18 protein-coding genes are annotated in these 23,105 nt (G+C 71.1%); 13 read left to right on the top strand and 5 right to left on the bottom strand.

What is annotated here, in order from left to right; translation table 11 throughout:
* Window positions 1-75: 75 nt before the first annotated feature.
* Entirely contained in the window at window positions 76-870 is a 795-nt protein-coding gene (lexA, locus tag QCN29_RS24880; RefSeq protein ID WP_240137889.1) for a transcriptional repressor LexA, read from the bottom strand.
* A gap of 544 nt (window positions 871-1,414) precedes the next feature.
* Here lexA and nrdR point away from each other — a divergent pair.
* Together nrdR and QCN29_RS24870 are read left to right on the top strand one after the other, a co-directional pair.
* Window positions 1,415-1,927, top strand: a complete 513-nt coding sequence (nrdR, locus tag QCN29_RS24875) for a transcriptional regulator NrdR (RefSeq protein WP_240137888.1) — start codon at window positions 1,415-1,417, stop codon at window positions 1,925-1,927.
* A gap of 179 nt (window positions 1,928-2,106) precedes the next feature.
* Window positions 2,107-4,998 (top strand): vitamin B12-dependent ribonucleotide reductase, encoded by a 2,892-nt coding sequence (locus QCN29_RS24870; RefSeq protein ID WP_279930920.1) that lies wholly within the window; start codon window positions 2,107-2,109, stop codon window positions 4,996-4,998.
* An 81-nt stretch (window positions 4,999-5,079) separates the two neighbouring features.
* Here the strand turns inward: QCN29_RS24870 and QCN29_RS24865 are convergent, their stop codons facing one another.
* The gene (locus QCN29_RS24865; RefSeq protein WP_279930919.1) at window positions 5,080-5,613 is read right to left on the bottom strand and encodes a TerD family protein; all 534 of its coding nucleotides are present in this window, start codon (window positions 5,611-5,613) and stop codon (window positions 5,080-5,082) included.
* A gap of 122 nt (window positions 5,614-5,735) precedes the next feature.
* Here QCN29_RS24865 and QCN29_RS24860 point away from each other — a divergent pair, with 122 nt between their 5' ends.
* The 5 genes from QCN29_RS24860 (at window position 5,736) to QCN29_RS24840 (ending at window position 9,949) form a co-directional block, all read left to right on the top strand.
* On the top strand, window positions 5,736-6,341 hold the full coding sequence (locus QCN29_RS24860) for a YdbC family protein (RefSeq protein ID WP_240137885.1): 606 nt from the start codon (window positions 5,736-5,738) through the stop codon (window positions 6,339-6,341).
* Between the two features lie 176 nt (window positions 6,342-6,517).
* On the top strand, window positions 6,518-7,177 hold the full coding sequence (locus QCN29_RS24855) for a histidine phosphatase family protein (RefSeq protein WP_279930917.1): 660 nt from the start codon (window positions 6,518-6,520) through the stop codon (window positions 7,175-7,177).
* Window positions 7,178-7,189: 12 nt separating this feature from the next.
* Window positions 7,190-8,098, top strand: coding sequence for an ADP-ribosylglycohydrolase family protein (locus QCN29_RS24850; protein ID WP_279930916.1), 909 nt, complete (start codon window positions 7,190-7,192; stop codon window positions 8,096-8,098).
* A 448-nt stretch (window positions 8,099-8,546) separates the two neighbouring features.
* Window positions 8,547-9,248: a ribonuclease HII gene (locus QCN29_RS24845; RefSeq protein WP_279930915.1), complete on the top strand. Its 702-nt coding sequence runs from the start codon at window positions 8,547-8,549 to the stop codon at window positions 9,246-9,248.
* An 83-nt stretch (window positions 9,249-9,331) separates the two neighbouring features.
* Window positions 9,332-9,949, top strand: a complete 618-nt coding sequence (locus tag QCN29_RS24840) for a hypothetical protein (protein ID WP_279930914.1) — start codon at window positions 9,332-9,334, stop codon at window positions 9,947-9,949.
* Between the two features lie 262 nt (window positions 9,950-10,211).
* Here the strand turns inward: QCN29_RS24840 and QCN29_RS24835 are convergent, their stop codons facing one another.
* Both QCN29_RS24835 and QCN29_RS24830 read right to left on the bottom strand, forming a co-directional pair.
* Window positions 10,212-10,841, bottom strand: a complete 630-nt coding sequence (locus QCN29_RS24835; protein ID WP_279930913.1) for a hypothetical protein — start codon at window positions 10,839-10,841, stop codon at window positions 10,212-10,214.
* Window positions 10,842-11,057: 216 nt separating this feature from the next.
* Entirely contained in the window at window positions 11,058-13,232 is a 2,175-nt protein-coding gene (locus tag QCN29_RS24830; protein ID WP_279930912.1) for a RecQ family ATP-dependent DNA helicase, read from the bottom strand.
* A gap of 114 nt (window positions 13,233-13,346) precedes the next feature.
* Between QCN29_RS24830 and QCN29_RS24825 the strand changes: the two genes are divergently transcribed.
* From QCN29_RS24825 to QCN29_RS24800, 6 genes are all read left to right on the top strand, one after another.
* On the top strand, window positions 13,347-14,759 hold the full coding sequence (locus tag QCN29_RS24825) for a DUF4192 domain-containing protein (protein WP_279930911.1): 1,413 nt from the start codon (window positions 13,347-13,349) through the stop codon (window positions 14,757-14,759).
* A gap of 244 nt (window positions 14,760-15,003) precedes the next feature.
* Window positions 15,004-17,007: a glycogen debranching N-terminal domain-containing protein gene (locus QCN29_RS24820; protein WP_279930910.1), complete on the top strand. Its 2,004-nt coding sequence runs from the start codon at window positions 15,004-15,006 to the stop codon at window positions 17,005-17,007.
* A 67-nt stretch (window positions 17,008-17,074) separates the two neighbouring features.
* On the top strand, window positions 17,075-17,839 hold the full coding sequence (locus tag QCN29_RS24815; protein ID WP_279930909.1) for an NUDIX hydrolase: 765 nt from the start codon (window positions 17,075-17,077) through the stop codon (window positions 17,837-17,839).
* A gap of 823 nt (window positions 17,840-18,662) precedes the next feature.
* Window positions 18,663-19,550, top strand: coding sequence for a FadR/GntR family transcriptional regulator (locus QCN29_RS24810; protein WP_279930956.1), 888 nt, complete (start codon window positions 18,663-18,665; stop codon window positions 19,548-19,550).
* Between the two features lie 355 nt (window positions 19,551-19,905).
* Window positions 19,906-21,492 carry an RNA polymerase sigma factor gene (locus QCN29_RS24805; protein WP_279930908.1) on the top strand — a complete coding sequence of 529 codons (1,587 nt, stop codon included), beginning with the start codon at window positions 19,906-19,908 and terminating at the stop codon, window positions 21,490-21,492.
* Window positions 21,493-21,692: 200 nt separating this feature from the next.
* Window positions 21,693-22,529, top strand: coding sequence for a S1 family peptidase (locus QCN29_RS24800; RefSeq protein WP_398859882.1), 837 nt, complete (start codon window positions 21,693-21,695; stop codon window positions 22,527-22,529).
* 119 nt (window positions 22,530-22,648) lie between these two features.
* Here QCN29_RS24800 and QCN29_RS24795 read toward each other — a convergent pair whose 3' ends face one another.
* On the bottom strand, window positions 22,649-22,879 hold the full coding sequence (locus tag QCN29_RS24795; RefSeq protein ID WP_240137873.1) for a DUF7455 domain-containing protein: 231 nt from the start codon (window positions 22,877-22,879) through the stop codon (window positions 22,649-22,651).
* Between the last annotated feature and the right edge of the window lie 226 nt (window positions 22,880-23,105).

Here is a 23,105-nt window from a genome sequence, read left to right as displayed (position 1 = left end):
GCTGTGCGCGCCAACAGCTGGGCCCCGGGACCGGCGCAGTGGGTCCCGGGGCCCGGTCGAGGGCTCGGCGGGTGGTCACACGCGCCGAAGCACGGCGACGACCTTGCCGAGGATGGTGGCGTCGTCGCCGGGGATGGGCTGGTAGGCGGCGTTGTGCGGGAGCAGCCACACATGGCCGTTCTCCCGCTTGAAGCGCTTGACCGTGGCTTCGCCTTCCAGCATGGCGGCCACGATGTCGCCGTTCTCCGCGACGGGCTGGCGGCGGACGGTGACCCAGTCGCCGTCGCAGATCGCCGCTTCGATCATGGAGTCGCCGACGACCTTCAGGACGAAGAGCTCACCGTCGCCGACGAGCTGGCGGGGGAGCGGGAAGACATCCTCCACCGATTCCTCGGCGAGGATCGGACCGCCGGCCGCGATTCGGCCGACGAGCGGCACATAGGAGGCGGCGGGCTTGCCCGTGGTGTCGGTGGGCTGCGTGCTGGGCTGGTCGGAGCCCCGTACCTCATAGGCCCGGGGGCGGTGCGGATCCCGGCGGAGGAAGCCCTTCCGCTCCAGTGCCATCAGCTGGTGGGCGACCGACGAGGTGCTGGACAGTCCCACTGCCTGGCCGATCTCCCGCATCGACGGTGGGTATCCGCGGCGCTGCACGGAGTCACGGATCACCTCGATCACACGGCGCTGCCGATCGGTGAGGCCGGAGCTGTCGGCGCGGATGCCTGGAGGTCGACCGGGCAGCGAACGTGCAGGTCGTGGCGGTTCCGTCCCCTCCGGGGGCGTGGTGGCGTCGTTCATGGCATGCACCGGCTCGTATCGGGTCTGGGAGCGGTCCTGGGCAGTGATGGCGGCACTGTCTGCGGTGGTGGTCACGTCGGCCCCTCTCGAATGGTCTCCCTAGCTGGACAACGGTAGTTGGTTTCGAAAGGTTGCGCCAAACACACGTTCGAGTGAAAAATCGCAGATTGGCTGACGTAAACGCCTCGCTGGGTGTATGTGCGAACGATCGGCTCGCGCGGCTTGCTCCGGCCGTCACGGTGGCCCGCGGCGCCGATACGGACTGTGACGGCCATCGCCGGCCCGGCCCAGGGGCTGGTCCCAGTCTGACATCCGTCCCCCCTGAGTCGGTGCAGCAGTGCGCCGCCCGCTACCCTCATGGCCGGCCTCCGGTGGATCCGGCGTACCCCTGAACCGCCTCCGCGCGGCGTCGTGTGACCGGTCGCGAACCCCGTGCTCCCATGACACGCGATGTGTGTGCGAAGCTCGACCAAGCCCTAGATGTAGTGGTTGAGTTATCCCGGCAGCCCACAAGTTGTGGTTCAGGATGGGTCATCGCCTATGCTGGGGGCTGCTTCGAAGGGCTCTGACCGCCCTGGCGAGGCCATTTCATCGTGCTTGTGAGGGAGGGTTGGGAGCCATGCACTGCCCCTTCTGCAGGCACCCGGACAGCCGTGTCGTCGACAGCCGCACCACGGACGACGGCACGTCGATCCGCAGACGCCGTCAGTGTCCCGACTGCTCCCGCCGCTTCACCACGGTGGAGACCGCCTCACTGATGGTGATCAAGCGCTCCGGCGTCACCGAGCCCTTCAGCCGTACCAAGGTCATCTCCGGTGTCCGCAAGGCATGCCAGGGGAGACCGGTCACCGAGGACGCCCTCGCCCAGCTCGGCCAGCGGGTCGAGGAGGCGGTGCGCGCCACCGGCAGCGCCGAGCTGACCACCCACGACGTGGGTCTGGCGATACTCGGCCCCCTGCAGGAACTCGACCTCGTCGCGTACCTGCGTTTCGCTTCCGTCTACCGGGCTTTCGACTCGCTGGACGACTTCGAGGCCGCCATCGCGGAGCTCCGCGAGCAGCGGCCGCCCGTAAAGGAGAGCGGGGCAGGCGAACCCCTGGAGGTTCCGGCCCCCGCCGCGTCCGCCGACTGAGCGGCCGCGGCCGTTGTCGGCCGGGGCATGCGGCGGCGGCGGCCGCCCGGCGATCGGCCGGAGCGGCGCACAACGTGTCACGGGCGGTGCTGAGCGCGGCGTCCGCGGCAAGAGACAGATATGTGTCCTGGGAAGATCTGGGCACTTCAGGGCGTTTTTGCCCGTATATGGGAGGCGGCATGACAGAGACGACGAGCGGCCCGGCGCGGGGGTCCCGTTCCAAGGGATCCAAGGCGAGCAAGGGCCTGCGTATCGAGCGCGTCCACACCACCCCCGGCGTACACCCGTACGACGAGGTGGTCTGGGAGCGCCGTGACGTCGTCATGACCAACTGGCGCGACGGCTCGGTCAACTTCGAGCAGCGTGGCGTCGAGTTCCCCGACTTCTGGTCGGTGAACGCGGTCAACATCGTCACCAGCAAGTACTTCCGCGGGGCCATCGGCACCCCGCAGCGGGAGACCGGCCTCAAGCAGCTGGTCGACCGGATCGTGAAGACCTACCGCAAGGCCGGCGAGGACCACGGCTACTTCGCCTCGCCCGCCGATGCCGAGATCTTCGAGCACGAGCTGGCGTACGCCCTCCTGCACCAGATCTTCAGCTTCAACTCCCCGGTGTGGTTCAACGTCGGCACGCCCCAGCCGCAGCAGGTCTCCGCCTGCTTCATCCTGTCCGTCGACGACTCCATGGAGTCGATCCTCGACTGGTACAAGGAAGAGGGCATGATCTTCAAGGGCGGCTCCGGCGCCGGCCTGAACCTCTCCCGCATCCGCTCTTCCAAGGAGCTCCTCTCCTCCGGAGGCAACGCCTCCGGTCCGGTGTCGTTTATGCGCGGCGCCGACGCCTCCGCCGGGACGATCAAGTCGGGCGGCGCCACGCGCCGCGCGGCCAAGATGGTGATCCTCGACGTCGACCACCCCGACATCGAGGGCTTCATCGAGACCAAGGTCAAGGAAGAGGAGAAGATCCGCGCGCTGCGCGACGCGGGCTTCGACATGGACCTGGGCGGCGACGACATCACGTCCGTCCAGTACCAGAACGCCAACAACTCGGTCCGGGTGAACGACACGTTCATGAAGGCCGTGGAGTCCGGCGGGAAGTTCGGTCTCACCTCCCGGCTGTCCGGAGAGGTCATCGAAGAGGTCGACGCCAAGGCGCTCTTCCGCAAGATGGCCGAGGCCGCCTGGGCCTGCGCCGACCCCGGCATCCAGTACGACGACACCATCAACCGCTGGCACACCTGCCCGGAGTCCGGCCGCATCAACGGCTCGAACCCGTGCAGCGAGTACATGCACCTGGACAACACCTCGTGCAACCTCGCCTCGCTGAACCTGATGAAGTTCCTCAAGGACGACGGCGAGGGCAACCAGTCGTTCGACTGCGAGCGCTTCGCCAAGGTCGTCGAGCTGGTGATCACCGCGATGGACGTCTCCATCTGCTTCGCCGACTTCCCCACCCAGAAGATCGGCGAGAACACCCGCGCCTTCCGCCAGCTCGGCATCGGCTACGCCAACCTCGGCGCCCTGCTGATGGCCACGGGCCATGCGTACGACTCCGACGGCGGCCGTGCCCTGGCCGGGGCGATCACCTCCCTGATGACGGGCACCTCGTACAAGCGCTCCGCCGAGCTGGCCGCAGTCGTCGGGGCGTACGACGGCTACGCCCGCAACGCCACCGCCCACAAGCGCGTGATGAAGCAGCACGCCGACGCCAACGCGCAGGCCAAGCGCATGGACGACCTGGACACCCCGGTCTGGGCCGCTGCGACCGAGGCCTGGCAGGACGTGGTCCGCCTCGGAGAGAAGAACGGTTTCCGCAACTCGCAGGCGTCCGTCATCGCCCCGACCGGCACCATCGGTCTTGCGATGTCCTGCGACACCACCGGTCTCGAGCCCGACCTCGCACTGGTCAAGTTCAAGAAGCTGGTCGGCGGCGGCTCGATGCAGATCGTGAACGGCACGGTGCCGCAGGCCCTGCGCCGCCTCGGCTACCAGCCGGAGCAGATCGAGGCGATCGTCGCCCATATCGCCGAGCACGGCAATGTGATCGACGCTCCGGGACTGAAGCCCCAGCACTACGAGGTCTTCGACTGCGCCATGGGCGAGCGCGCCATCTCCCCGATGGGCCATGTCCGGATGATGGCCGCGATCCAGCCGTGGATCTCCGGCGCCCTGTCCAAGACGGTCAACATGCCGGAGTCGGCGACCGTCGAGGAGGTCGAGGAGATCTACTTCGAGGCGTGGAAGATGGGCGTCAAGGCGCTCGCCATCTACCGCGACAACTGCAAGGTCGGCCAGCCGCTGTCCGCCAAGACCAAGGAGAAGGAGGTCGAGGCGGTCGCGGAGAAGAGCGAGGAGACGATCCGCTCGGCCGTCGAGAAGGTCGTCGAGTACCGCCCGGTCCGCAAGCGCCTCCCCAAGGGCCGTCCCGGCATCACCACCTCCTTCACGGTGGGCGGCGCCGAGGGCTATATGACCGCCAACTCCTACCCGGACGACGGCCTCGGCGAGGTCTTCCTGAAGATGTCGAAGCAGGGGTCGACCCTCGCGGGCATGATGGACGCCTTCTCCATCGCCGTCTCGGTCGGTCTGCAGTACGGCGTCCCCCTGGAGACGTACGTGTCGAAGTTCACCAACATGCGCTTCGAGCCGGCCGGCATGACGGACGACCCGGACGTGCGGATGGCCCAGTCCATCGTGGACTACATCTTCCGCCGTCTCGCGCTGGACTTCCTGCCCTTCGAGACGCGGTCGGCGCTCGGCATCCACTCGGCCGAGGAGCGCCAGCGCCACCTGGAGACCGGTTCCTACGAGCCTGCTCTGGACGATGACGAGATGGACGTGGAGGGGCTGGCCCAGTCCGCTCCGCGCCAGCAGGAGACGCTGAAGTCCGTCAGCGGCCCCCGCGGTGAGGCGCCGGCTCCCAAGGAGGCGCACACCTCGGCGGAGCTGGTCGAGATGCAGCTGGGCGTCAGCGCGGATGCGCCGCTGTGCTTCTCGTGCGGCACGAAGATGCAGCGGGCCGGCTCCTGCTACATCTGCGAGGGCTGCGGGTCCACCAGTGGCTGCAGCTGAGCGGTGAGTTGAGCTGAGTGGGTGATGTAAGGGGCGTTGGCCACGGGGCCGCGCCCCTTACTCATGCCCGAGGGCGCGTCGCTATCGGGGCGAATCGGCGCCCATCAGGGAGACGAAGGACTGCGGGTCGGCGTCGTAGCCCCTGACCGCGTCGTGAAACGACCAGCGGCCCTCGCCGTCACGGGCGAACTCCGCGATGACGGCGCAGGTCGCGCCGGAAACCTCGGAGAGGTCGCGCTCGGACAGCTCCGCGTATCCCTCCCGCACCCGGACGAGCGTGTTCCTTATGTCGCCGAAGACCCTCCTGCCGGCCGTCTGCTGGATGGCCACGCCCACCACCACGCGCGCGTACACCGGGGCCAGCCGGTCGAACTCCAGGGTCATGACCTCGTCGAAGCCGAAGCCCTGCCCGGTGCGGCTGTCCCTGGTCAGAGCGATCGTGCCGTCGGGTGAACGGCTGTCGAAGTGCACGCTGTACGCCGGAGCTCCACGGGGGGCGTCCGCCGTGTAGACGGAGGCCACGATGTCGAGATCGTGGTCGGGCTCCCCCAGCGGACTGGGATCCCACTTGAGAGCCACCTCCACTTTGCGGACCCCCTTGTTGAGACTGCTCACCAGATGCCCCTCCCGATCGCCGCCGTAACTGCCGGGAACCCCCGGTCCGTTGACCATGCTGCCACGCCCGCCCGCCGTACTACCTGGCCTGGGGAGGAGTGCCGGGGCCGTACGATGGCGCGGTGCTGGTGAAGTGGATTCGCTGCACCGTGATGGACCGTCGAGGGTTCGAACGGGGGCAGCGGAAGTGGGCGGGGCTGCTGGGCGAGCCGGGATTCCGGGGGCAGGGGGGTGGATGGAGCAGGGCGAGGCCGGATGTCGCCCATGTCTTCGCCTTCTGGGAGAGCCGGGCGTTCTACGACTCCTTCATGGCGCGATCGCACGACCGACTCGCCTCTGCCCAGTCGGGCACCTTCAAGGACGGCCAGGTCAAGCTGTTCGAGCATAGATTCGATGTCAAGACCGGCTTTGAGCCCCGCTTCACCGGTGTGGACGTCGTCCGGGTCGCTCACAGCAAGGTGCGCGAGGAGCGGGTGGAGCACTACGCACTGATGCAGGAGAAGGTGTGGAATCCGGCCATGGCCGGGTCCCCCGGGATGGTGCGCGGGCTGTTCGGTGAAGCGCCGGGAAACGAGTTCCTGGTGATGTCGATGTGGGAATCAGCGGCGGAGCACGGGAAGTACCGAGTGGAGCGGGTGGAGCGGCTGCTGCTGCGGACCCAGACGGAGGCGGACATCGAGGCTCTGACCGGGGACGTCGTGGAGCTCGAGGCGTCCTGGACGGTCTGAGCGGCTCACCTGGGGGCCGCCCCGCCCGGTCGCCGGGGGCTGCCGGGGAGCCGCGCTGGAGCCGCCGGGGAGCCGCGCTGGAGCCGCCGGGGCGCCGCTCGCGACTGCCCGCGCGTACGCCGTCTGGGTCCGGGTGCACCGCTCGGCCCGACCTGGAGCGACTTAGAGTCGTGACCATGGCACGACCGCGACGCATCGTCCTCGTCCGGCACGGGGAGTCGGAGGGCAACGCCGACGACTCCGTGTACGAGCGTGTGCCGGACCACGCCCTCGGGCTGACCGCCGCCGGACGGGCGCAGGCCGAGCGGACCGGCGTCCGGCTGCGTGGGTTGTTCGGACGGGAGCGCGTCAGCGTCTATGTCTCGCCCTACCGTCGCACCCACCAGACCTTTCAGGCGTTCGGCCTCGACGCGGGGCTGGTGAGGATCAGGGAGGAGCCCCGGCTGCGCGAGCAGGACTGGGGGAACTGGCAGGACCGGGAGGACGTGCGCCTGCAGAAGGCGTACCGGGACGCCTACGGCCACTTCTTCTACCGGTTCGCGCAGGGGGAGTCCGGCGCCGACGTCTACGACCGGGTCGGGGCCTTCCTGGAGAGCCTCTTCCGCAGCTTCGAGGCCCCGGACCACCCGCCGAACGTCCTGCTGGTCACCCATGGACTGACCATGCGGCTGTTCTGCATGCGCTGGTTCCACTGGACGGTCGCGGAATTCGAGTGTCTGTCCAACCCCAGCAACGGAGAGACCCGGATGCTGGAGCTGGGTGACGACGGACGGTACACGTTGGACCGGCCGTTCGAACGGTGGCGTACTCCCGAACCGTACGGTGTCACCGGTTAGAGTGGCAGGAAGATGACCGCTGACTCCTCTCGCGACCGGCGCTTCGAACGCGCACTGGGCAGCCTGCGCGGACTGTCCGTGGGAGACGCCCTGGGCTCCCAGTTCTTCGTTCCCTCGTACTATCCGCTGCTCAGACGGCATGAGCTGCCGGCCGGCCCCTGGCAGTGGACCGACGACACAGAGATGGCCTGCTCGGTGCTTGCCGTGCTGGCCGCCCACGGCCGTGTGGACCAGGACAGGCTTGCCGCCTCCTTCGCCGAGCACCACGACTTCGACCGGGGGTACGGACCAGCGGTCAACCGCATGCTGCGGCTGATCAGAGAGGGCGGCGACTGGCGGGAGCTGGCCGCCGGGCTCTTCAAGGGCCAGGGCTCGTGGGGGAACGGCTCGGCGATGCGCATCGCGCCGCTGGGCGCGTGGTACGCGGACGACCCCGAGCAGGCGACGCACCAGGCCGAGATCTCCTCGTACACCACCCATCAGCACCGCGAAGCGGTGGTGGGCGCCATGGCCGTGGCCGCGGCGGCCGCCCTCGCCGCGGCCCCCAAAGGCCCCCCGGCCCCGGAGGAGCTCCTCGACGGGGTGATCGCCCTGGTGCCGCGCAGCGCGGTCGGCGCGGGGCTCCGGCGGGCGCGGGACATGCTCGACTACAGCGACGCCGGGACCGTCGCCGCGGTGCTGGGCAGCGGCCGACGTACCAGCGCGCACGACACCGTGCCGTTCGCCCTGTGGTCCGCCGCGCGCGGCCTCGGCGACTTCGAACGGGTCTTCTGGACCACGGCCCAGGTCGGCGGCGACGTGGACACGACCTGCGCCATCGCCTGCGGCGTCACCGCGGCATCCGAGCCGGGGGCCCCTCCGGCCGCCTGGCTGGCCCGCACCGAGCCCCTGCCGTCCTGGCTGCCGACCCGGGCGGTCTGAGTCGGCGCGGAGAGCCCGGGTGCTCCGCAACCGTGGGGCGAAGACCGCTGCCGACGCGGCAACGGAGAAGGCGCGACGGCCACTTCGCGCCGGGTGCAGTTGTTCACGAGTGCGACACTCTGATGGTCGAGAGATCCAGCAGGCGACCGCCTGCGGGGTGGTCGAACTCCCCGCTCGGCTCCTTGCCGGGGCGGTGCACCGCTGAATCTCGCATGGAAACATGCAAGCCGACGCCTATGGCAGCCTCGTTCTCAAAGTCGTTCCTGGGCTGATGATGTGCCGATCGAAGGTGTGCGGACGCGAAGGGTGCGACCGCGACCTCACGGAGACGATCGAACGGGTCGCGGTGTCGCCGCTCGCTCCGCGCGCCGGCCGAGCGGGCCCCGGCCGCCGCTACCCGAATCCGGTTGTCGCACGACGGGGGCGGCGGCGTACCCTTGCTGGCGCCATGGCGTACGAACCACCCACCCACACAGTCGAGCGCTCGATCAGGGCGATCACCGGCGCGAAGATCGTCGCAGGCGTCGACGAGGTCGGACGCGGGGCATGGGCGGGGCCTGTCACGGTGTGCGCGGCCATTACGGGACTCCGCCGGCCGCCCGCCGGGCTGACCGACTCCAAGCTGCTCAGCCCGAAGCGCCGTACGGAGCTCGCCGCGCTGCTGGAGGACTGGGTCACCTGTCATGCTCTGGGGCATGCGTCGCCCCGGGAGATCGACGAACTGGGCATGACCGCTTCCCTGCGCCTCGCGGCCGTCCGTGCGCTGGAGGGGCTGCCCGTGCGCCCCGACGCCGTCATCCTCGACGGCAAGCACGACTATCTCGGCCGGCCGTGGCAGGTGCGTACGGTGATCAAGGGAGACCGGTCCTGCGTCGCGGTCGCCGCCGCCTCGGTGATCGCCAAGGTGCGCAGGGACGCGATGATGGCCGAACTGCAGGGGGAGTTCGCCCCCTTCGGTTTCGCCGCCAATGCCGGGTACCCCTCGCCTGTGCACAAAGCGGCGCTCGCGGAGTGGGGACCCACGCCCCATCACCGGCTGTCGTGGTCGTATCTCGATGCGCTGCCCCAGTGGCGGCACCTCAAGAGGGTCCGCGTCGTGGTCGCGGGGGACGAGCTAGAAGACGGGGGACAACTGGGATTCGACTTCTGACCTGAACTCCTGACCAGAGCCGGTCGCACTCATGTACCCACCCGCCGATGCCTACGGCAGCGGCATTTGATAGACATCCACCCATGCCTCTCATTCCCGAGGAGCCTCAGATTCACGAGAGTGCCCAGGGTCCCCGCGCCACTCCGGCAGCAGGCCGGACCGCGCCGACCCCTCGCCCCGTACCCGGTCCGCGATCCGCGGCATCGCCGCGTCCTGGCCACCCGGGCCCCGGCCCGGCCAGGCCCACGCCGCCGCAGCGCACCCACAACAACGCTGGGAAGCCCCGGCAGCCCCAGCTGGAGAATCGTTCCCTGCCGCAGATCCAGTTGATTCCCGCCTCCGCCGACGGCGCGCTCGATGCCGCGGGCGAGGCAGTCGATCTGCTGCTTGACTCCGGGCGGTCCCCAGGCGACCTCCTGGTGTTCACCACCGGTGAACAGCACCCCTGGGCCGCTCATGAGCTGTCCTTCGGTGAAGCCGCCTACTGGGCCCAGCACGACGCAGGCGACGACGTCTTCTACGCGGATGCCGCCATGGCCGACCGTGCCGCCACTCGTCCCGTCGTGGTCGTGGCGGTCAACGGAGGTCCCGACGACGCCGCCGGTCAGGCTCTTCCGGCCGCACTGAAGAAGGCCGCAGCCCTGCTGATCGTGTGCGGTGATCCCAAGAGGATCAACGCCGAGCTCGCTGCGGGCGTCTGAGCGTCCGCACCGTCCGGCCCGGGGCCGTGACCGTCGCGGTCACGGCCGCGCCAGACGACTCGGCGCGAGCAGTTCCTCCGGGACCGGATCCTTTGCGATCCGGCGTGCTCAGGATGCCCGCGGGGGGCGGAGGGGGTGCTCCGAGGCCCCGGCGCGCCCCGGGCCGGAGAACACCGCCCCGCCCGTCGGCTGTGCCCGGTGTGCCCTGCACACGCCGGGCAGTCGGCCGGGGCCCAGCCGGGTCTCAATCGGCCGGGCACCTTCAGCGTGCCGCCGTGCGCCGTAGTGCCTCGGCGGCGCCGCTGGCGGTGCGCACCGCCGTCGCCGGGGGCAGGGCCATGGAGTCGGCCAGATCCATCGGCTGTGAGGAGGAGCTGGGCCGGCGTCCGCCGCGCCCCTCGCCCAGCACCTGCCAGCCGCCGCGCGTCAGCGTGATGTAGGCCCCACACCGCAGCCCGTGCAGGGTGCAGGCGTCCCGCAGGCCCCACATCCAGGCCCCGTCCTCCTCGGTCCACCGCTCATCGCCCTCGCGGCAGTAGAGCAGCACCGCCGTGCGCACCGGCTCACGCCGCCGCAGATCGTGCGGGATGACCCGGCGGAGATGGACCAGCAGGGCGTTCCGGAACTCCCAGCCGTCGGCTGCCGAGGCGCGCCGGGTGAACGACGCACTCGCGGCGAGCCGTTCCTCGTGGTCGAGCACGGCGACGACGGCCGTCTCCGGCACGGGCCGATGGCGGGCGTGCAGTCCGCTCACCACGTCGCGAGGGTTGCGCAGCAGCGGAATCCCGGCTGCGGACCACTCGGCGGGCTCGAGCAGCCGGGCGACATGACTGGCGACGTGGGTCGGAGCGCTGATCGAAGTGGCTGGAGACGGGGCGAATCCGAAGGTCACGGTCCTCCCTTCGCATACGCGCCCAGAGTGCGGGCAGGGTCGGGCAGGGCACACCTCAGCACGGCCCATCCAGACCGCTCACATGCCGTGCGGGGAGCATCCCAATTCTTGCGGGCGCATCGGCATGCGGCAACGAGCAATTGGGGAACGCCGACGGTAATCGGCTGGTTTGACTCTCATATTCCTGCCCAGTCACCTCGCTTGTCACCCCTTGGGTCACGCTTGCACGGCCAGGACCAGAGGAAACACCCCTCTCGCACCGGCTCTGCGCAGCAGCCGGGCAGCTACCGCCAACGTCCAGCCCGTGTCCGAGAAGTCGTCGACGAGGAGCACCGGCCCGTCCGTCGCGGCCAGCGCCCCGGCCAGCCCCTGCGGCACGATGAACGCTTCGTGCAAGGCCCGCACACGCTGTGCGCTGTTGCTGCGGGGCGGCGGCCCTGACTCCTGTGCCTGCGGCGCGTACTCGACAGAGCCGAGCAGCGGCATCCGTCCCACCTGAGCGATCCGGTCGGCCAGCGATGCGATCAACTCGGGCCTGCTGTACGAGGCCATGGAGACCACCGCGGCGGGGCGGGCGGGCGCGTCCGCCTCCCCGGAGGCCCAGCCGCCCGGCCCCTTCGCCCAGTCGGCCAGGACCGACACCACGGCATCCACCACATCCCCTGGCACCGGGCCGTCGGCGGACTGAGGCGCCAGCAGCGGACGCAGCCGGTTCCCCCAGCCGATGTCGGAGAGCCTTCCCAACGCCCTTCCCGCGAAGGCCTGTTCCCCTTCGGGAATGCGTCCCTTGACGTTCACCCCCACCGCCGCCATGCCGGTGGGCCACATCTTGCGCGGCTCCACTTCCACACCCGGCCGGCTCAGCTCGCCGCGCGCCGCGTCCAGGGCACTCGCGGACACCTTGTCGCTGAACCTGACACCCGAGCAGTTGTCACAGCGGCCACACGGGGCGGCGGCCTCGTCATCGAGCTGACGGCGGAGGAACTCCATCCGGCAGCCGGTCGAGCCGGCGTAGTCGCGCATCGCCTGCTGCTCGGCCGCGCGCTGGCGCGCCACCCAGGCGTAGCGGTCGGAGTCGTACGTCCACGCCTGCCCCGTGGACGTCCAGCCGCCCTTCACCCGCCGGACCGCACCGTCCACATCGAGGACCTTGAGCATCGTCTCCAGCCGCGTGCGGCGCAGCTCGACCAGCGGCTCCAGGGCCGGCAGCGACAGCGGCCGCTCCGACTGCCCCAACACGTCCAGCGTGCGACGCACCAGCTCTTCGGGAGGGAAGGCCACCGAGGCGAAGTACCGCCAGATCGCCTCGTCTTCCCTGCCGGGCAGCAACAGCACCTCGGCATGCTCCACGCCGCGGCCCGCCCTGCCGACCTGCTGGTAGTAGGCGATCGGCGAGGACGGCGACCCCAGGTGCACCACGAAACCCAGATCGGGCTTGTCGAATCCCATGCCCAGCGCGGACGTCGCGATCAGGGCTTTGACGCGGTTGCCGAGCAGATCCTCCTCGGCCTGGCGGCGGTCCGCGTCCTCGGTGCGGCCCGTGTAGGACGCGACCGTGTGCCCGCACTGACGCAGATACGCGGTGACCTCCTCGGCCGCGGCGACCGTGAGCGTGTAGACGATGCCGGAGCCCGGCAACTCGCCGAGGTGGTCGGCGAGCCAGGCGAGCCGGGTCGCCGCATCGGGCAGCTGGAGCACGCTCAGGCTCAGACTCTCCCGGTCGAGGGGGCCCCGCAGCACCAGGGCGTCCGTGTCCGCTCCCGTGCCCAGCTGCTCCGCGACGTCGGCCGTGACCCGCGCATTGGCGGTGGCGGTGGTCGCGAGCACCGGGACCCCGGACGGCAGGTCCGCCAGCATCGTGCGCAGCCGGCGGTAGTCGGGCCGGAAGTCATGGCCCCAGTCGGAGATGCAGTGCGCCTCGTCCACCACGAGCAGCCCGGTCGCCGCGGCCAGCCTGGGCAGCACCTGATCTCTGAAGTCCGGGTTGTTCAGCCGCTCGGGGCTGACCAGCAGCACATCCACCTCGCCGGCGGCGACCTCCGCGTTGACCGTTTCCCACTCCTCCGTGTTCGACGAGTTGATCGTGCGGGCACGGATGCCCGCGCGCGCCGCCGCCTCCACCTGATTGCGCATCAGGGCCAGCAGCGGGGAGACGATCACGGTCGGTCCGCTGCCGCGCTCCCGCAGCAGCGACGTCGCGACGAAGTAGACGGCGGACTTGCCCCAGCCGGTGCGCTGGACGACCAGAGCGCGGCGCCTGTCGGCGACGAGCGCCTCGATCGCCCGCCACTGGTCATCGCGCAGCCGGGCTGTGCCCGTCGTGTCCGATACCAGGCGGGCGAGGACTGCGTCGGCGGAGGCCCGGAGGTCCGAGCGGTCTGCGTGGGTCATGGCTCCATGCAACCCGATGCCGCCGACACTGCGCGAATGTGTCGGCGAACCTGTGGAGAATCGTTTTTCCACAGGGGTCGCGGCCGGACTGCGGCTCGCGGGAACGTCTTCGGCATGAACAGTCACCGCGAACCGACCGGACCCGCCGACGAACAGGTCACCCTCCGCGGCCCCGCCGAGCTGGTGGACGCGCTCCCGTATGTGCTGGGCTTCCACCCCACCGACTCGATCGTGATGGTCGCACTGCACGGCAGCAGCGGCCGTTTCGGCGGTCGGCTGCGGCTGGGCATTCCGCGCGCCTCACAGGAATGGGCCGCCGTGGCGAAGCAACTCGCAGAATGCCTGGTGGAGGGCAGCGAGCGGCGCGGCGCACGGCCCGACGGCATCGTCGTCTTCCTCTGCCAGGACCCGCCCGAGGGCGGCAGCGGCCGTCAGGTGATGGAGCGCCTGCGGCCCCTCGCACAGAAGCTGCGCACCGCCTGCGGCGCCCTCGATGTGCCGGTGTACGAGGCACTGTGCGTCTCCGACGGGCGCTACTGGTCCTACTGCTGCCCGGACGCGCGCTGCTGCCCGCCGGAGGGAAACCCACTGGGGGTGCCCGGCACCTCCGCCATGGCGGCGGCCGCCGCCTATGCCGGGGTCCACGTGCGCGGCACTCTGCGCGAGATGGAGGCACGGCTGACCCCGTGGACCGCTGGGGACACGGCGGGCCAGGCCCGAGCACTCGACGCCGCAGGGTCCTCGATCGTGCCGCGCATCCTGGACGCGCGGGGACGGCGGCAGGTGGCCAACGAGACCATCGCCACGGCCGAGCGGCTCCGCGGGCGTCTCGCCGAGGCGTCGACCGCCACGGCCTGGGCCGAGGCGGACGCCGCCGACGACCGGCTGATCAGCCATGAGGAGGCCGCCGCCGTCATCCTCGGCCTCCAGGACCGCACCACCCGGGACCGGGCGGCGGAATGCATGGAAGGGCCGGACGCGGCATCCGCGTTGCGGCTCTGGCGGGCCCTGGCCCGCCGCTGTGTCGGCGGCTGGGCCGAACATGCCGCCGCGCCGCTGACGCTCGCCGGCTGGGTCGCCTGGTCCACCGGGGACGAGCCCGGCGCCCGGGTCGCCCTCGGGCTCGCGCTACGCGCCGATCCCGGCTATCTCTTCGCCCGTCTGCTCCATCAGGCGTGCAATGACGGCCTGGACCCGGAAGACCTGCGCATCTGTCTGCGCAAGGAGCGCAAGGAGCGCAAGGAGGGCGAAGCGCGCGAGCCCCGCGAGGCCGCCGCAGACCGGACGGCGCCGCACGACCCGGGGCGGCGGCCGCGTGGCCTCCGTCGCCCGAGCCGTCGTGTGCGGCCCAAGAGCGCAGAGGGCCGAAGCAGGCCGAGCCGCTCCGCGGCGACGAAGGCTCCGGCGACACCGGAGACGAGGCCGCGGAAGGCGGCGGTCGGCCCCATGACCGGTTCATCCCGCAGGCGGCACGGCGCACGCGCGGCCGGCGGCCCACATGAGGCCGAGAGCGGTCGGCAGCCGTGACCCGGACGCCCGTGCCGCCGTTCACCCTCGTGGCGGGGCCCTGCAACCCGTCCCGCTGTGATCACCGCGGCTGCCCGGAGTGCACGGAAGGCACAACAGACCACCTATGGCCCCCACAGCCCCCCGCCGTCCCCGCGGACCAGAGACCGGCACAGCACCGCAAGCTGCCCCGGACCCACGGCCGGGCCCCGGTCTGCGGACCGCTGCGGAGGCCGGGCCCGGGCCGGGGTCGCAGCGAGGCCCGATGCCGCGGGCCGCGGAGAGGCCCGGACGGGTGGCCCCGCCGCCCGCCGCCCGCCCGCGGGAGCCGGCCCCGGTGCATCACCTGCTCATCTGCGCCGCCCTGCCGTGTCTCGCCCTCTCGGCAGAGCACGGACAGCTCACCGGCCGGGGGGTCGAGGGCGTCTACCACTCAGGCAGGCGGCTGCTCTCACGCTGCCGGCTGCGGGTCGCGGGCCGGGAACCGGTCGCCGTCCAGGGCAGGGTCGTCTCCGCCGGTCTCGCCGTGTTCAAGGCGGTCGTCCGGACCCCCGCCGACACCGGACCCGACCCCGAAGTCGGCGTCGAACGATCACGCGCAGCCGACGGCACCGAACGGATCACGCTGCGCAGCTCCGCCACCAGGCCGTTGCGGCTGTCCGTCGAGGTGGCACTCGGCACCGACCTCGCGGAGTTCGGAGCGATCGCGGCCGGGCGCACCGCCCCCGAACTGCCCGCCAGCGTCCACGACGCCGGGCTCCGCTGGGCCGCCGCCGGAGCCGGGCATGCGATCGTCACCGCCGATCCGCCCCCGCGCGACACCCTGGCCTCCGCAGGGCTGCTCCGCTGGGAGCTGGACCTGTCCCCCGGCGCCGCGCGCTCCATCGAACTGCGCGTCCGCTCCGAGCGACCCGCCCGCACCTCCGGCAGGACCGGCGGTCTCGCCCTGGCCGAGGCACGAGCCGAGGGCGACGACCCCAGGCTGGGGGCGCTGCTCGCCACCGGGCTGGGGGACTTCACGGCGCTGCTGCTGCGGGACCCCGAGCACCCGGCCGATGTGTATCCGGCCGCGGGCGTCCCCTGGCGGTGCGGACCCGCACCGGCCGAGGCGCTCTGGGCAGCCCGCGTCGCCCTCCCGATCTCCACCGGACTCGCCGCGGCCGCACTGCGCCGGTTCGCACGCAGCCAGCTCACCGGCCGGGGGCGGGACTTCGGCAGGATTCCCGGCCCCCTGCGGGACGCGGGGCCCCATCTTCCGCCGATCTGCACGGGCGTTGAGGCCACCCTCGCCTTCCCCGCAGTCCTCGCGGAGGCACGGCGCTGGGGAATGCCCGACAAGGAGGTCGTCGAACTCCTGCCGGCGGCCGAGCACTGTCTGCGCTGGCTCGGACAGGCGCTGGACGAGGGCGGGCTGCTGCCGGAGCCCGGGCCCTCGGGCATCCGCCGCACCGAGATACAGGCACATGCCCACCGCGCGGCGCTCCTCGGCGCGGATCTGCTGGACGGATGCGGCAGGCCGGGCGCGGAGGAGTGGCGGCAGCGGGCCGGCCGGATGCGCAGCAGCTTCCGGGAGCTGTTCTGGGTCGACGACCTGACCGGCGGCCGTCCAGCGGCAGCCCTGCTGGCCGGCGGGCGCCCGGTGCCGCTGATGGGAGCGGGCGCCGTGCATCTGCTCGACACCGGCCTGCTCGGGCTCGGACAGCCCGCCGCCGGTCTGCTCGACAAGGTCCAGACGGAGCAGCTGGCCCGGCTGCTCGGCGGCCCCGCCATGGACTCCGGGTGGGGGCTGCGCGGTCTGGGCGCCAAGGAGCCGGGGCACAACCCCTTCGGGCACCGCTCCGGGGCCGTCAGGGTCCATGAGACAGCCGTCGCGGTCGCGGGACTCGCCGCCGCCGGATACGAAAAGGAGGCAGCCTCCCTGCTGCGCGGTCTCCTCGACGCCGCACCCGGTTTCGGCCATCGGCTGCCCGAGATGTACGCGGGGGAGCAGCGCACGGCCGGTGCGGTCACGCCCGCGCCGCACCCGGCCGCCTGCCGCCCGGCGGCTCTGCCGGCCCTCGCGGGGCTCCATCTGCTGATGAGCCTGGCCGGGATCCGGCCGGACGTCCCCTCGGGCACCGTCGCGCTGCACCCCATGCGCAGCGCACCGTTCGGAGCCGTCCAGATCTCAGGGCTGCGCGTGGCGGGGGAGCCGTTCGCCGTGCGCATCAGCCGGCTCGGCCAGGGGATGGTCGAGCAGGCGGCCGCCGGGCTGCAACTCGGGGTGTAGCGGGAATCGGCGGCATCGGACTGCGAAGGGAGTGTTTATCGTCAGGCAGACGACTATGATCACGGGCATGCCCCCCTACGACCCGTCGGCCTTTCCGCCCTTCGCCGTCACCGTCGATCTGGTCGTGCTCACCGTGCGTCGCCATGCGCTGTGTGCGCTGGTGGTACGCCGCGGAGAGCCGCCGTTCCAGGGTCGGTGGGCGCTGCCCGGGGGCTTCGTCAGAGCGGATGAGGACCTGGCCGCTGCTGCGGCGCGTGAGCTTGCCGAGGAGACCGGGCTGTACGCGCACGACCCGGCCGCGCCCGCCCCCGGCAACGGCGCGCACCTGGAGCAGCTGGCCACCTACGGGGACCCCGAGCGGGATCCTCGCATGCGCGTCGTCAGCGTCGCCCATCTGGTGCTCGCCCCGGATCTGCCGGCTCCCCGCGCCGGCGGCGACGCCAACAGCGTGCGCTGGGCGCCGGTCGAGGAGCTCCTCAAGCAGGAGAACGGCCTGGCCCGCGAGGAGGAGCAGCCCGCACAGCTCGCCTTCGACCACGACCGGATCCTCGCGGACGGTGTGGAACGGGCCCGCTCCAAGATCGAGTACTCCTCGCTTGCCACCGCCTTCTGCCCGCCGGAGTTCACCGTCGGCGAGCTGCGCCGGGTGTACGAGGCGGTCTGGGGTGTGGCGCTCGACCCGCGGAACTTCCACCGCAAGGTGACCGGCACCCCGGGCTTCCTCGTACCGGCAGGAGGCACGACCACCCGCCAGGGCGGGCGTCCCGCCCAGCTCTTCCGGGCGGGCGGCGCCACCCTGCTCAATCCGCCGATGCTGCGCCCCGAGGTCTGACCCGCCGCCCTGCCCCTGCTCGGTGTCCTGCCTCTCCCTGCCCTCCGGGACACCCTGGCCGACGCCGACGCCGACGCCGACGCCGACGCCGACGAGGCCGACGGACGTGAGCAGTTCGTCCGCCCGTGCCCGCGTTCGCCGTGCCGCCATCCCTCGCCGCCTCGGACCGCTTCTGGCGAAGCTGGTGGTCACCGCCCTGTCCGCCCTGCTGCTCGACTGGTTCGTCGCCGCTGCCGACGCACAGGCCCTCCGCCTGGTGTACGGGACGGACTTGGCGTCCCTCGCGGGGAACTGGCGGCTGTCGGCGGCCGGTTGGAGCGGGCTGGCCGTGGGGTGCGCCTGGGCGGGGCTGCTCGCCGCCGGAGTCTTCCGCGCCACCGCCGCCGGAGTGGCAGCCGTGCTCGCCGTGCCCGTGTTGCTCGCTCCGCTGGTGCGGCAGGCGCTGCTCGTCCCGGCGGTCCGTTCGATCGCCGGGTTCCCGGGCAGGCTGCGCGAGCTGGCATGGGTCGGGCTGCCGCGTGAGGCCGACCCCTGGCTGGCCTCGGGACGGCGACTGCTCCCCCGACCCGTGGGGGCCGCACCGGCCTTGTCGCTCGCGGTGCTCGTCTGCGCCTTCCTCGCCGTCGAGGCCCGAAGGGGCGGCCGGAGGATAGCCGCAGCGGGTTCGATCGCACCACGGTGCGCACAACTCCTTGAGAACGCCCGTTTCTTTGCCCGTTTCTTTCCGATAAGGCGTCAATTGAGGAGAGAGCGCCGATCACCCTTTCGTGTGCTTTTCACCAAAGACCTCAAGGGGTCCGGAGACCGCGCCGACAAAGGATGCGTGAGTACCCTTGCGCACACCATGATGACCGCCGCCCGCCCCGCCGAGTCCGGTCTCGCCGGCCCGGGCGAACTCGACCGCTACCCCTACGCCGAGGCGCCAGGCGTCGACCGCGTCAGCCCGCCCTCCTGGGACGGCTCCGAAGCCGACCTGGGCCGTGCGGGGCGCCGGGCGGCCGGCAGCCGCGGCCGCGGCCTCCACGGCCAACTCGTCCAGCAGCTCGGTCAGATGATCGTCTCCGGCGACCTGGGGGCCGACCGTCCCCTCGTGCCCGAGGAGATCGGCCAGCGCTTCGAGGTCTCCCGCACCGTGGTGCGGGAGTCCCTGCGAGTCCTCGAGGCCAAGGGGCTGGTCAGCGCCCGCCCCAACGTCGGCACCCGGGTCCGTCCCGTCAGCGACTGGAACCTTCTCGACCCCGACATCATCGAGTGGCGCGCCTTCGGCCCCCAGCGCGACGACCAGCGCCGCGAGCTGAGCGAGCTGCGCTGGACCATCGAGCCGCTCGCCGCCCGCCTGGCCGCGGGGCACGGACGCGAGGACGCCCAGCAGCGGCTCGCCGACATGATCGAGATCATGGGTCACTCCCTGGCGCAGCAGGACGCGATCACCTTCTCGCGGGCCGACGCGGAGTTCCACTCCCTGCTGATCCAGCTCGCCGGCAACCGCATGCTGGAGCACCTCTCCGGGATCGTCTCCGCCGCGCTCCAGGTGTCCGGCGGTCCGGTCACAGCCTGTGACCACCCTACCGAGGGCGCGCTGGCCCAGCACGCGCGCATCGCCGACGCCCTGGCCGCCGGCGACGGGCAGGCCGCCGAAACGGCCATGCGTCAACTGCTCACCGTTCACCCGGAAGTCGAACGAGTGGTGCCCGCCCCGCGCGAGCACTGATCGCGGCCGCGGTCAGCTGTGCGGGGGCGTACGCGCCGAGTGTCGCCGGATGTCGCCGGATTCCTCCTATCCGCCGGGGTCCGGCGACATGAATGTACGGCGAAGGACTACTCTGGTCGTTTCGTCGCCTATGGGGTGTGACTCGGGCCACGTGGATTGGGCGTAACACTCCTCGAAACAGTGCGATGACCTAAGAGGTGACAGCCGAGGAGGGAATACGGCAGCCGTTCACGGCGCTGTTGCAGCTCTGAGGTTCCGCCCGCGCCACCGGTACATCCGCAGCCCGGTGGTCGTCGGCTCCGGCCCGATCCTGGGCGGGGCCGGAAGCCGTTTCCATCGTTCCGAGAGGTTGTTCGTGTCGGCCAGCACATCCCGTACGCTCCCGCCGGAGATCGCCGAGTCCGAGTCTGTGATGGCGCTCATCGAGCGGGGAAAGGCTGATGGGCAGATCGCCGGCGATGACGTGCGTCGGGCCTTCGAGGCTGACCAGATTCCGCCAACCCAGTGGAAGAATGTTCTGCGCAGCCTCAACCAGATCCTCGAGGAAGAGGGTGTGACGCTGATGGTCAGTGCAGCGGAGTCGCCTAAGCGCGCCCGCAGGAGCGTCGCAGCGAAGAGCCCGGCCAAGCGCACCGCCACCAAGACCGTCCCGGCCAAGACCGCGGCGGCGAAGAAGACGGCGGCCAAGACCGTCGCCGCCGCTGCCGCGCCGATGGCGGACGCCGCCGACGCCCCGGCCGCCGACGCCCCGGCCGCCGACGCCTCGGCGGCCGCGCCTGCCAAGAAGACGGCCGCGAAGAAGACCGCGGCCAAGAAGACGGCGGCGAAGAAGACCGCCGCCAAGAAGACGGCCGCCAAGAAGACCGCGGCCAAGAAGGACGTCGACGAGGCCGCCGAGACCGAAGAGCTGATCGACGAGGTGCAGCCCGGCGTCAAGGGCGAAGAGGAAGAGCCCGAAGGCGAGAGCAAGGGCTTCGTCCTCTCCGACGACGACGAGGACGACGCGCCCGCACAGCAGGTCGCCGTCGCCGGCGCCACCGCCGACCCGGTCAAGGACTATCTCAAGCAGATCGGCAAGGTCCCCCTGCTCAACGCGGAGCAGGAGGTCGAGCTCGCCAAGCGCATCGAGGCGGGTCTGTTCGCCGAGGACAAGCTGGCGAACTCCGACAAGCTCGCCCCCAAGCTCAAGCGCGAGCTGGAGATCATCGCCGAGGACGGCCGCCGCGCCAAGAACCATCTGCTGGAGGCCAACCTCCGGCTGGTCGTCTCGCTGGCCAAGCGCTACACGGGCCGCGGCATGCTCTTCCTGGACCTGATCCAGGAGGGCAACCTCGGTCTCATCCGCGCCGTCGAGAAGTTCGACTACACCAAGGGCTACAAGTTCTCGACCTACGCCACGTGGTGGATTCGCCAGGCGATCACCCGCGCCATGGCCGACCAGGCCCGAACCATCCGCATCCCGGTGCACATGGTCGAGGTCATCAACAAGCTGGCGCGGGTCCAGCGCCAGATGCTCCAGGACCTGGGCCGCGAGCCCACCCCGGAGGAGCTGGCCAAGGAGCTCGACATGACCCCCGAGAAGGTCATCGAGGTCCAGAAGTACGGCCGGGAGCCGATCTCGCTGCACACCCCGCTGGGCGAGGACGGCGACAGCGAGTTCGGCGACCTCATCGAGGACTCCGAGGCCGTCGTGCCCGCCGACGCCGTCAGCTTCACCCTGCTTCAGGAGCAGCTGCACTCCGTGCTCGACACGCTCTCCGAGCGTGAGGCCGGAGTGGTCTCCATGCGCTTCGGCCTCACCGACGGCCAGCCCAAGACGCTGGACGAGATCGGCAAGGTCTACGGCGTGACGCGCGAGCGCATCCGCCAGATCGAGTCCAAGACCATGTCAAAGCTGCGCCACCCGTCCCGTTCGCAGGTGCTGCGGGACTACCTCGACTGATTCCACGGCTGAGCGGCACAGCGCACGAGCCCGGTCCCTGGTTCAGGGGCCGGGCTCTTCTCCGTGCAGGCGGGTCCCTGTCGTACACACGGGGGGATATGTGGGCGTACACGCGCCATGTGCAGGCCTTTGCGGTGCGCGGCAGGTCCCCTTGACTGACTCTGAGTGCACACGTTCCGTGCAGAGAGTCAGGAGGCCCTATGCGACGTCCCCTGCGTCGTGCCCTCGAAACAGTCCGGAGGCGGATGCTCCCCCTGGTGGCCGTGGCAGCGGCCGCGCCGCTGCTGGCTCTGCCGTCCCCAACCCCGGCGGCCGCCGGCAGCGTGGTCGTCGGCGGCTTTCCCGCCCGCGTCGAGGACAGCCCCTGGGCCGTAGCCCTGGCCAGCCGTGAACGGTTCGGCGACACACGTGCGGGCCAGTTCTGCGGCGGCGTGGTGGTGGGCCCGGCCAAGGTGATGACGGCTGCGCACTGCCTGAGCCCGGCCGTCCTGGGCGAGCCGTCCAGCGCTCTGCGCCATCTGCGAGTGATCGCCGGACGGTCCGAGCTGACGGGGGCGGGCGGACGGGAGATCGCAGTACGCGAGATCTGGATCCACCCGGGCCACAACGCCTGGACCAGCAGCTCCGACATGGCCGTGCTCACCCTCGCGGAGACGCTGCCCGCGTCCCATGCGCTCCCGTTGGCGGGCGAGGGCGACCCGGCCTACCAGCCGGGCGTCGAGGCCCTGGTCTACGGCTGGGGGGACACCACCGGGTCCGGCAGCCATGCGTCCTCGCTGCGCGCCGCGTCGGTGCAGGTGCTCCCGGACGAGGCCTGCATGATCGCCTATCCGGGCGGGAGGGGCGGACGCTATCTGGCGTCCACCATGCTGTGCGCGGGCGACCCCAGGGGCGGGCGGGACGCCTGCCAGGGGGACAGCGGAGGGCCGCTGGTGGCCAGGGGGAAGCTGATCGGGCTGGTGTCCTGGGGGAGCGGCTGCGGAGAGGCCGGCAGCCCGGGTGTGTACACGCGTGTCTCGGCGGTCGCCCAGCCCTGATCGCCCCTGTGTGGCGGATGCTCGCCGTATGAGAGCGGGCGGCTGACCCTGGTATCCGGGGTCAGCCGCCCGTTCGCCGGTGCCCGACCGGCCTTGGCTCGTCGTGAATCCGAGGTGCGTCAGCGCTCCTCTTCGCTTGCACTGGCCGGCACGGCCGTGAGGCGGTCGGTCTCATCCTGTATTTCCGCGGCGATCTTCTTGAGTTCCGGCTCGAACTTGCGTCCGTGGTGGGCGCAGAAGAGCAGCTCGCCACCGCTGGTCAGCACGACGCGCAGATACGCCTGGGCGCCGCAGCGGTCGCAGCGGTCAGCGGCCGTCAGCGGGGTCGCGGGGGTCAGAACAGTAGTCACGTCGCCTCTTCTCTAGCTCGACGAGCTGTCGTACCAGGGTCAACATCCAACCAGCCCGAAAACGTTCCCGCTCGAGCCTTTTCCCTGAAACTTCTTCGCAAGGAGGCTGTCTGCTGCCGGTTGGCGGCGAATGAGCCGTATTGCTGCGCTCTACGGATTTCGCGTTGCTTGTCTCATTTGGGCCCTCCCGGCGGGTTGCCGGTTGTTCATGAGGACGTGCCCGGAG

It is taken from the genome of Streptomyces chengmaiensis (assembly GCF_029846775.1).
Taxonomy (GTDB): domain Bacteria; phylum Actinomycetota; class Actinomycetes; order Streptomycetales; family Streptomycetaceae; genus Streptomyces; species Streptomyces chengmaiensis.
Note: the sequence above shows the minus strand (reverse complement) of the source record. Positions and strands in the feature narration are given on the sequence as shown.

Bases quoted from the DNA above. Each gene is read 5' to 3' on its own strand.
- nrdR (WP_240137888.1), top strand. From the start codon at position 1,415: ATGCACTGCCCCTTCTGCAGGCACCCGGACAGCCGTGTCGTCGACAGC.
- QCN29_RS24870 (WP_279930920.1), top strand. From the start codon at position 2,107: ATGACAGAGACGACGAGCGGCCCGGCGCGGGGGTCCCGTTCCAAGGGA.
- QCN29_RS24855 (WP_279930917.1), top strand. From the start codon at position 6,518: ATGGCACGACCGCGACGCATCGTCCTCGTCCGGCACGGGGAGTCGGAG.
- QCN29_RS24850 (WP_279930916.1), top strand. From the start codon at position 7,190: ATGACCGCTGACTCCTCTCGCGACCGGCGCTTCGAACGCGCACTGGGC.
- QCN29_RS24845 (WP_279930915.1), top strand. From the start codon at position 8,547: ATGGCGTACGAACCACCCACCCACACAGTCGAGCGCTCGATCAGGGCG.
- QCN29_RS24840 (WP_279930914.1), top strand. From the start codon at position 9,332: ATGCCTCTCATTCCCGAGGAGCCTCAGATTCACGAGAGTGCCCAGGGT.
- QCN29_RS24830 (WP_279930912.1), bottom strand. From the start codon at position 13,232: ATGACCCACGCAGACCGCTCGGACCTCCGGGCCTCCGCCGACGCAGTC.
- QCN29_RS24825 (WP_279930911.1), top strand. From the start codon at position 13,347: ATGAACAGTCACCGCGAACCGACCGGACCCGCCGACGAACAGGTCACC.
- QCN29_RS24820 (WP_279930910.1), top strand. From the start codon at position 15,004: ATGCCGCGGGCCGCGGAGAGGCCCGGACGGGTGGCCCCGCCGCCCGCC.
- QCN29_RS24815 (WP_279930909.1), top strand. From the start codon at position 17,075: ATGCCCCCCTACGACCCGTCGGCCTTTCCGCCCTTCGCCGTCACCGTC.
- QCN29_RS24800 (WP_398859882.1), top strand. From the start codon at position 21,693: ATGCGACGTCCCCTGCGTCGTGCCCTCGAAACAGTCCGGAGGCGGATG.